Source organism: Streptomyces sp. NPDC086023, from assembly GCF_044540325.1.
GTDB lineage: Bacteria > Actinomycetota > Actinomycetes > Streptomycetales > Streptomycetaceae > Streptomyces.
This window is the reverse complement of sequence record NZ_JBITRX010000005.1, coordinates 226,987-234,889: the sequence shown is the minus strand read 5'-3', so window position 1 is coordinate 234,889 and position 7,903 is coordinate 226,987. Positions and strand designations below refer to the sequence as shown.

Annotated in this window: 6 protein-coding genes; all 6 read right to left on the bottom strand. The window is 74.5% G+C overall.

The features are described 5' to 3' along the window. Positions 1 to 203: 203 nt before the first annotated feature. The 6 genes from ACIF6F_RS12685 to ACIF6F_RS12660 all read right to left on the bottom strand — a co-directional run bounded on the left by ACIF6F_RS12685 (position 204) and on the right by ACIF6F_RS12660 (position 7,895). Positions 204 to 1,958 carry a dipeptide ABC transporter ATP-binding protein gene (locus ACIF6F_RS12685; RefSeq protein ID WP_399945113.1) on the bottom strand — a complete coding sequence of 585 codons (1,755 nt, stop codon included), beginning with the start codon at positions 1,956 to 1,958 and terminating at the stop codon, positions 204 to 206. Then, on the bottom strand, positions 1,955 to 2,944 hold the full coding sequence (locus ACIF6F_RS12680) for an ABC transporter permease (RefSeq protein ID WP_399945110.1): 990 nt from the start codon (positions 2,942 to 2,944) through the stop codon (positions 1,955 to 1,957). Before ACIF6F_RS12680 ends, ACIF6F_RS12685 begins: the two co-directional genes overlap by 4 nt. After that, positions 2,941 to 3,924 (bottom strand): ABC transporter permease, encoded by a 984-nt coding sequence (locus ACIF6F_RS12675; protein ID WP_399945108.1) that lies wholly within the window; start codon positions 3,922 to 3,924, stop codon positions 2,941 to 2,943. Before ACIF6F_RS12675 ends, ACIF6F_RS12680 begins: the two co-directional genes overlap by 4 nt. After that, on the bottom strand, positions 3,921 to 5,621 hold the full coding sequence (locus ACIF6F_RS12670) for an ABC transporter substrate-binding protein (protein WP_399945105.1): 1,701 nt from the start codon (positions 5,619 to 5,621) through the stop codon (positions 3,921 to 3,923). The genes ACIF6F_RS12675 and ACIF6F_RS12670 overlap by 4 nt, the downstream gene beginning before the upstream one ends. Positions 5,622 to 5,830: 209 nt before the next feature. Next, entirely contained in the window at positions 5,831 to 5,926 is a 96-nt protein-coding gene (locus ACIF6F_RS12665) for an Ms4533A family Cys-rich leader peptide (protein ID WP_399945102.1), read from the bottom strand. 79 nt (positions 5,927 to 6,005) lie between these two features. Continuing rightward, positions 6,006 to 7,895, bottom strand: a complete 1,890-nt coding sequence (locus ACIF6F_RS12660; protein ID WP_399945099.1) for a DUF3152 domain-containing protein — start codon at positions 7,893 to 7,895, stop codon at positions 6,006 to 6,008. Positions 7,896 to 7,903: the final 8 nt, after the last annotated feature.

Sequence of the window (7,903 nt, the reverse complement as noted above, 5' to 3'; positions counted from 1 at the left end):
CCTCCGCCCCCCGCGCGCCCCCCCCCGCCCCCCGGGCGGGGGGGCGCGGGGGGGGGGGGGGCGGCGCGGGGGGCCCCCCCGGGGGGGCGGGCGGGGGGGGCGCGGGGGGGGGTGGCCCCCCCCGCCACCGGAAGGGGTGAAGTGTCGTAACTTTCGCGCGCGCACCGCGTTCCGGCGCGGTAGAAAGGCCCGCCGGGCCTCCGTTACACCGGTACGGGCACCCGGCGCGCGGTGCGCCGCTCGGCGGCGAGCGCCGGGTCGAGGGCGGGCACGGCGGCCAGCAGCTGCCGGGTGTACGCGTGGGCCGGAGCCCCGTACACCTCCTCGGCCGGGCCCTCCTCCACGACGAGGCCGCCGCGCATCACGGCGACCCGGTCGCTGACCTGCCGGACGACGGCGAGGTCGTGGGCGATGAAGACCAGGGCCAGTCCCAGCTCCCGCTGGAGCTCCGCGAGCAGGGCGGTGACCTGGGCCTGGGTGGTGACGTCGAGCGCCGAGACGGGTTCGTCGCAGACGATCAGCCGGGGCCGGGGGGCGAGGGCGCGGGCGATGCCGACGCGCTGGCGCTGGCCGCCGCTGAACTCGTGCGGGTAGCGGTCGTAGTGGCCGGGGTCGAGGCCGACGCGTTCCAGCAGCCCGGCGACCCGGGCGCGGATCGCCGTCTCGTCCCGCTCCCCCGCGGCGCGCAGCGGGTCGGCGATGGATTCGCCGATGCTGCGGCGGGGGTTGAGGGAGGAGGTGGGGTCCTGGAAGACCATCTGGGCACCGGGGGCGATGCCGGACACGGCGAGGCCGTCGTGGCGTACGGTGCCGGCCGTGGGTTCCAGCAGCCCGACGAGCATCCGGCCCAGGGTGCTCTTGCCGCTGCCGGACTCGCCGACGACGCCGAGGGTCTGCCCGGCGCGCAGGGCGAGCGACACCCCGCCGACCGCGGTGACGCGCCCGCGTCCCCGCCCGAACTCCCGCCGCAGCCCGACGGCCTCGACGACGGGCACGCCGGCCGCGTCCGCGAGCACGCCGAGCCCATCCCCGGGACCGCCGACCGCATCCGCGGGACCGCCGTCCACGGGAGCCCGGGACGCGCCGTCCGCGGACCCCCCGTCACGCGCCGGTGGGACCGGCACCGCGGCCGCCGGCCTCCGCCGCGGCGCGTCCAGCCGCGGTACGGCGCCGAGCAGCGCCCTCGTGTACGGGTGCTCGGGCGCGGCCAGCACGTCCGCGACCGGCCCCCGCTCCACGGCGGCGCCGGACCGCATCACCAGCAGCTCGTCCACGCTCTCGGCGGCGACGCCCACGTCGTGCGTGACCAGCAGCAGCGCCAGCCCGCGCTCCTCCCGCAGCCCGTGCAGCAGGTCCAGGATCTGGGCCTGGACGGTGACGTCAAGGGCGGTGGTGGGCTCGTCGGCGACCAGCAGCCGCGGCTCGCAGGCGAGGGCCATGGCGATCAGGGCGCGCTGGCGCATGCCGCCGCTGAACTCGTGCGGGCGTGACCGGGAGCGGCGGACCGCGTCGGGGATGCCGACCCGGTCGAGCACCTCGACGGCCCGGGCGCGGGCGGCCCGGCGCGAGACGTCGTGGTGGACGCGGTACACCTCGGCGATCTGGTCGCCGACCGCGTAGTACGGGTCGAGGGAGCTGAGCGGGTCCTGGAAGACCATGGCGGCGGTGGAGCCGCGCAGGGCGCGCAGCTCCGCGGGGCCGGCGGCGGCCACGTCGGTGCCGCGGACCCGGACGGTGCCGGTGAGCCGGGCGCCGGTGTCGCGGTGCAGGCCCAGCAGGGCGGCGGCCACGGTGGACTTGCCGCTGCCGGACTCGCCGACGATGCCGAGGGCGCGGCCCGGGGCCAGGGTGAAGGAGAGGCCGTCGACGGCCCGTACGTAGGAGCCGGGCGCCCCGACCGGGAATTCGACGGTGAGGTCCGCGACCTCGACGAGGGGCTGGGTGCGGTGCTCGGTCATGCCAGGGCCACCCTTCGGTCGGCGGCGGCGTAGAGGAGGTCGGCGAGGGCGCCCGCGACGACGACGGCGGTCCCGATGACCAGGACGACGCCGACGACCACGGGCAGGTCCACGACCCGGACGGCGTCGATCAGGGTCTTGCCGAGGCCGGGGATGCCGAACAGGGACTCGGTCAGCACGGCGCCGCCCATCATGGTGCCGAGGTCGATGGCGCTGAGGGCGATGACCGGCGGCACGGCGCCGCGCAGGGCGTGCCGGGCGACGACCGCCCGCTCCCCCACGCCGTAGGCGCGGAAGGTGCGGATGTGGTCCTCGGCGAGGGTCTCCAGGGTGGCGCTGCGGGTGAGCCGGGCGTACTTGGCGCTCTCGAAGAAGCCGAGGGTGACCCAGGGCAGGAGGAGGTTCCAGGCCCACTGCTCGGTGTCCTCGGAGAAGGGCACGTAGGTCGGGAAGGGCAGCCACCGGAGGTACGCGCAGACCAGCATGAGCAGCAGCAGGCCGAGGATGAAGACGGGCGTGCCGGTGCCGGCCAGGGTGACCAGCGTGAGGACGCGCTCGGTGGGGCCGCCGCGGCGCAGCGCGGAGAGCAGTCCGGTGCCGACGCCGGCGACCAGCCAGATGACGAGCGCGCCGAGGGCGAGGGAGAGGGTGGCGGGCAGCCGCTCCAGCAGGAGTCCGGTGACCTGCTGGTCGTTCTGGTACGAGAAGCCGAGGCAGGGCGCGTCGCAGTGCAGCACGCCGGTGCCGGCGGAGTAGTCGCGGCCGGCGACCAGGCCCTGGAGGAAGTGCAGGTACTGGGCGACGACGGACTCGTCCAGGCCGAGCTGTTCGCGCACCTGGGCGATCTGCTGCGGGTTGCAGCGCTCCCCGCAGGCGAGCCGGGCGGGGTCGCCTGGTGCGAGGTAGAAGAGGAAGTACACGGCGACGGAGAGCACGAGCAGCACCAGCACGGCGCCGCCGGCGCGCCTGAGGACGAAGCGGGTCACTTCGCGCCTCCCTTCTTCGTGCCCACCCGCAGCCGGCCGGCCTCACGCGGGTCGAGCGCGGTGCGCACGGCGTCGCCGAGGACGGTGAAGGCGAGCACGGTGACGAACAGCAGACCGGCGGGGAGCAGCACGTAGGCCGGGTCGGCGAGGAACCAGGTCTGGGCGGTGGAGAGCATCTGCCCCCAGGAGGGGGTGGGCGGTGTGACGCCGACCCCGAGGAAGGACAGTGAGGCCTCGGCCACGATGTTCACGGGCAGCAGGATCGCCGCGTACGTGATCACGGGCGCGGCCAGCGAGGGCAGCAGCTCCCGGCGGGCCACCCGGAGTGGGCCGTTGCCCGACAGCCGGGCGGCGGCGACGAAGTCCAGCTCGCGCAGGCTGAGGGTCTGGGCCCGTACGATCCGCGCGGTGCCGCCCCAGCCGAGCAGTCCGATGAGGAGGACCAGCAGCAGCGGGCGCGGGAAGCCGGGCGGCACGACGGCGGTCAGGGCGATGCCGAGGACCAGGGTCGGCAATGCGATCATCACGTCGGTGGCCCAGCTGATGGCGCTGTCGAGGAAGCGGTTGCCGAGCGCGGCGGCGAGGCCGGCGAGGACGCCGACGGTGATGTTGACGACGGTGGCCCCGGCGGCGACGAGCAGGGAGACGCGGGCGCCGTAGGCGAGTCGGGTGAACAGGTCGCGTCCGGTGCCCGGTTCGACGCCGAGCCAGTGATCGGCGCTGATGCCGCCGAAGGAGCCGGTCGGGACGCCTCCGCGGGCCGAGTCCACGAGGTCGTCGTGGTAGGCGTTGGGGTCCTGGCCCGCGAGGTGGGCGAGCAGGGGCGCGGAGAGCGCGACGAGGACGAGCAGGACCAGGACGGCGGCGGCTGCGAGCGCCGCGGGACGGCGGCGCAGCCGGCGCCAGACCTGGCGGGCGGCGCCCGCGCCGGGGGCGGTGCCCCCCGGCGCGGGCGCCAGTGCCTGGTGTACGGAGGTCACTTGACTGCGACCTGCGAGATGTCGAGGACGCCGGTCCAGTCGCTGATCACGACGTTCTTGACGGACTTGCCGACCAGGCGCTTGTAGACGGGGTGGAAGAGCGGGACGTCGAGCGCCTGCTCGCCGATCTTCTTGTCCAGGGCGCCCCAGCGGGCGGCGGCCGCGTCGAGGTCGGTCAGCTTGTTGATCTCGTCGATCTCCTTGTTGACCGCCGGGTCGTTCAGCTGCGCGTGGTTGTAGTTGGAGCCGTTGGTGACGATCTGCCGGCCGTCGAAGATCGGCGCCAGGAACGGGCCGCCGGACGGCCAGTCGGCGCCCCAGCGGGAGAGGAAGAAGCCGGGCGTGTTCTTGGCGTCCCAGCGGCGCTCGTTGAACGCGTTGTTCTCCAGGCCCTCCAGCTTGACCGTGATCCCGGCGGCGGCCAGCGCCTGCTGGACGGCGGTGGCGACCTCGGGGCTGGTCTGGCGGTTCTGCGCGGTGGAGTGCGTCAGGGTGACGGTCAGGCCGTTGGCGAAGCCGGCCTCCTTGAGCAGCTGCTTCGCCTTGGCCGGGTCGCCGGTCGCGCCGGCCGGGAAGTGGTCGTACGGGGTGAACCCGAAGGCCTTCTGCTCCGGCAGGAAGGTGGTGGCGGCCTCGGCGAGGGCGGAGCCGCCGGCGGCGTTGACCACGCTGGTGCGGTTGACGGCGTAGGAGATCGCCTGGCGCACCTTGGGGTTGTCGAAGGGCTTCACCTTCGGGTTGAAGGCGAGGTAGTTGGTGTAGCCGAAGTGGCCGGTGCCGACGCGGCCGGCGAGCTCCTTGTCGGCGGTGACCCGGGCGAGTTCGGCCGGGCCGAGGTTGGTGTCGGTGGTGACGGCCGCGGAGTCGGCGCCCGAGCTGGTGGACAGGCGCTGGTTGATGACGGCGGAGTCGAGGCCGGAGCGGACGTCGATGGTGTCCGGGTAGGCCTTGCGCTCGGCGTCGGTGGCCTCGGACCAGTGCGGGTTGCGCTCCAGGACCAGCCGCTCGCCGTCGTTCTCGTTCTTCACGACCTTGTACGGGCCCGAGGAGACCGGGTGCTCCTCGTACTTGGCGCCGGTGTCCTTGGCCTTGGGCACGGGGGCGAACTGCGTCTGGGTGGCGACGAAGGGGAACTCGCCCTCGGGCTTGCGGAGTTTGAAGACGATCGTCTTCTCGTCCGGGGTGACGATCGAGTCCAGGCCCTTCTTGTCCTTGTAGGGGCCCTGGTACTTCTCGCCGCCGACCAGCCAGTCGCGCAGGTAGGGGGCGCCGCCCGACAGCTCGGCGGCGAAGGACCGCTCGATGCCGTACTTGATGTCGGCGCTGGTGATCGGGGTGCCGTCCTCGTACTTCAGCCCGTCCTTGAGCGTGTACGTCCACTCGGTGGCGTCCGCGTTGGGGCGGCCGGTGTCGGTGGCGAGGTCGGGGACGACCTTGGTGCCCTCGGCGCCGTTCTCGCGGTTGCGGGTGGTGAGGGTGCGGAAGACCAGCGACGGGACGTTGCCGCCGCCCGAGGTGTAGAGGCGGGCGGGGTCGAAGTCGTTCTGCGGATCGGCGTTGAGGACGGTCAGCGTGCCGCCCTTGCGGGGTGCGCCGGCGGCACCGGGCTCCGCGCCGTTCTTCTCCGTACCGTCCTGGGGCCCCGCGCACGCGGCGGCGCCCCCGGCCAGTACGAGGCTGACGGCGGCCGCTGCCATGCGGCGCGATGTGGCGGACTGGAAACGCATCGGAAAAGGGACCTCTCGGCGTGAAGGAATCGGTGGATTCGGGACGCCACGCGAGAGCGACTTGAGCGGAATGGGGGAAACGCCGAGCCGCGCCCACGGGCGTGCGGGGCCCGGGCGCGGCGGAAACGGGAAGCCGTCGGAAGACGGGAGGGGTGTCGACGCGCGCGCTCAGGCTGCGGTCAGCTACAGAAGATGTCGGCCACGCTGTGCGCGGTCACGCCGAGCAGCGCCAGCTCTATGGCGGCGCTCGCGGAGGCGGCGTGGAAGGACGACATGCCGAGAACAATTACCGATCAGCCGATCGATGTCAACGCGATTGTCCGACGATACGCCGGAAATCCAGCGATCCTCTTCTCAACTGCCGGGATAAACCCAGGGATTGGGCTGGCACTTCACGCCGTCGATATCCAGGGATTTCGTCTGCTGCTGCATGATCGGCGCGAGCGAGCCGGGCGTGCGGCAGCTCACGTGGCCGTGCCCGAGCCGGTGGCCGACCTCGTGGTTGATCAGCATCTGGCGGTACGCGAACATCCGCTCCGGCCCGTAGGTGACGGATCCCTGCGCCCAGCGGAACGCGTTGATCATGACGCGTTCGGTGGACGCGGAGTCGCAGGACACGTTGTCGATGGTGGTGTCCAGGCCGGACTTGGCGCACCAGGTTCCGGTGGTGCCGGGGCTGGCGAGGGTGATGACGAACTCGGCCTCGCCGGACGGGACGCGCTCGAAGGTCATCTCGCCGCCGTGGGCCCAGCTGCGCTTGTCGTTGAGCGTGCGCTGGACGGCCTCGGCGAACAGCTGCGCGTCCAGATCGAGGCCCTTCTCGACGTCGACGCGGTAGCGCACCAGGCGGCCCTTGCCGGGGGCCTTGGCGACGCCGGGCACGGTCTCGAACTCGCCCGAGCCCTTGAGCTTGGGGTCGATGGGGTACGGGGCCGCCATCTTCTGCTCGTACGTCGGCTCGGCGGCCGGCGCGGAGGGCTGCTGCTTGGGGGTGGGCCGCTCCTCGGAGCGCGAGGCGGCCGACGCGGCGCCGCCGCGCTGGCCGGTGTCGTCGTCGGCCGAGAGGACGCCGGTGGTGCGGGTCTGGTCGCCGGTGACCTGTCCGGCGACGATCACGGCGAGCAGCACGGTGACCGCGGCCGCGGCGATGCCGGTGTACGTCCGGCCGCGCCCGCCCTTGCGTTCGGCGGGTGCGGCGGCCCTGCGGTGCGAGCCGGTCGCGGGCGTGGCGTCGCCCTCGCGCCGTGGCCGCGGTACGGCGACGCCGCCGGTCTCCGCGACGCGGGGCTGCGGGCCGGTGCCGGTGCCGGTGCCGGGCAGCCCGCCGGTCACGGTGACGCGGGGTACGGCCCCGCTGTCCCGCACGGCGTCGAAGCCGCCGGTGTCCTGACCGGGGCCGCCGACGCGCGGCATCGCGCCGGTGCCCGTGACGCGGGGCAGCGCACCGGTGTCGGCGAGGCGCTGGTACACGCCGGGCCGGGCGAGGCGCGGGATGGCGCCGGTGCCGGTGACGCGCGGGTGCGCGCCGGTGTCGTGGGGGCTCTGGAAGCCGCCGGTGTCGTGGGGCCGTGCGTAGCCGCCGGTGTCCTGGGTGCCGCCGTGGCCGCCGGCGTACGCCGTGTGCGGGTGCGCCCCCGTGTCGTGGGGCAGTGCGAAGCCCCCCGTGTCGTACAGCGCGTCGTACCCGCCGGTCTCGTGCACCACCGGGTACTCACCGGTGTCGGCGATCCGCGGGAAGGCCCCGGTGTCCCCGCCGCCCGGGTGGCCCCCCGGCCGCGGTACGCGCGGGAAGCCCCCGGTGTCCGCGACGCGCGGGTACGCCCCCGTGTCGTGGGCCGGGGCAAACCCGGCGTCCCGGGGCAGTACGAAGCCCGACGTGTCGTACAGCGCGTCGTAGCCGCCCGTGCCGTACGCGCCGGAGTACGCCCCGGCGGGCTCGACGCGCGGGAACGCGCCCGTGTCCTGTACGTACGGGAAGGCGCCGGTGTCGTGCACCGCGCCCTGCCCCCCGGCGGCCCGGGGTACGGCGTGGCCGCCGTGGTCCGGCCCCTGCGGGAAACCACCCGTATCGGCGACGCGCGGTACGCCGTGCCAGTCGCCGTACACCGTGCCGGGCGCGGCGTCGGCCGTCCACGCCCCGGAGCCGGCGGCACCTGCCGCGCCGCCGGCGCCCGTACTGCCGGAGCCCGTGTCCTCCTGGGAGGGAGCGGGAGCGGCCGGGCCCTTCCTGCTATGTCGTCCCACCGGAACCC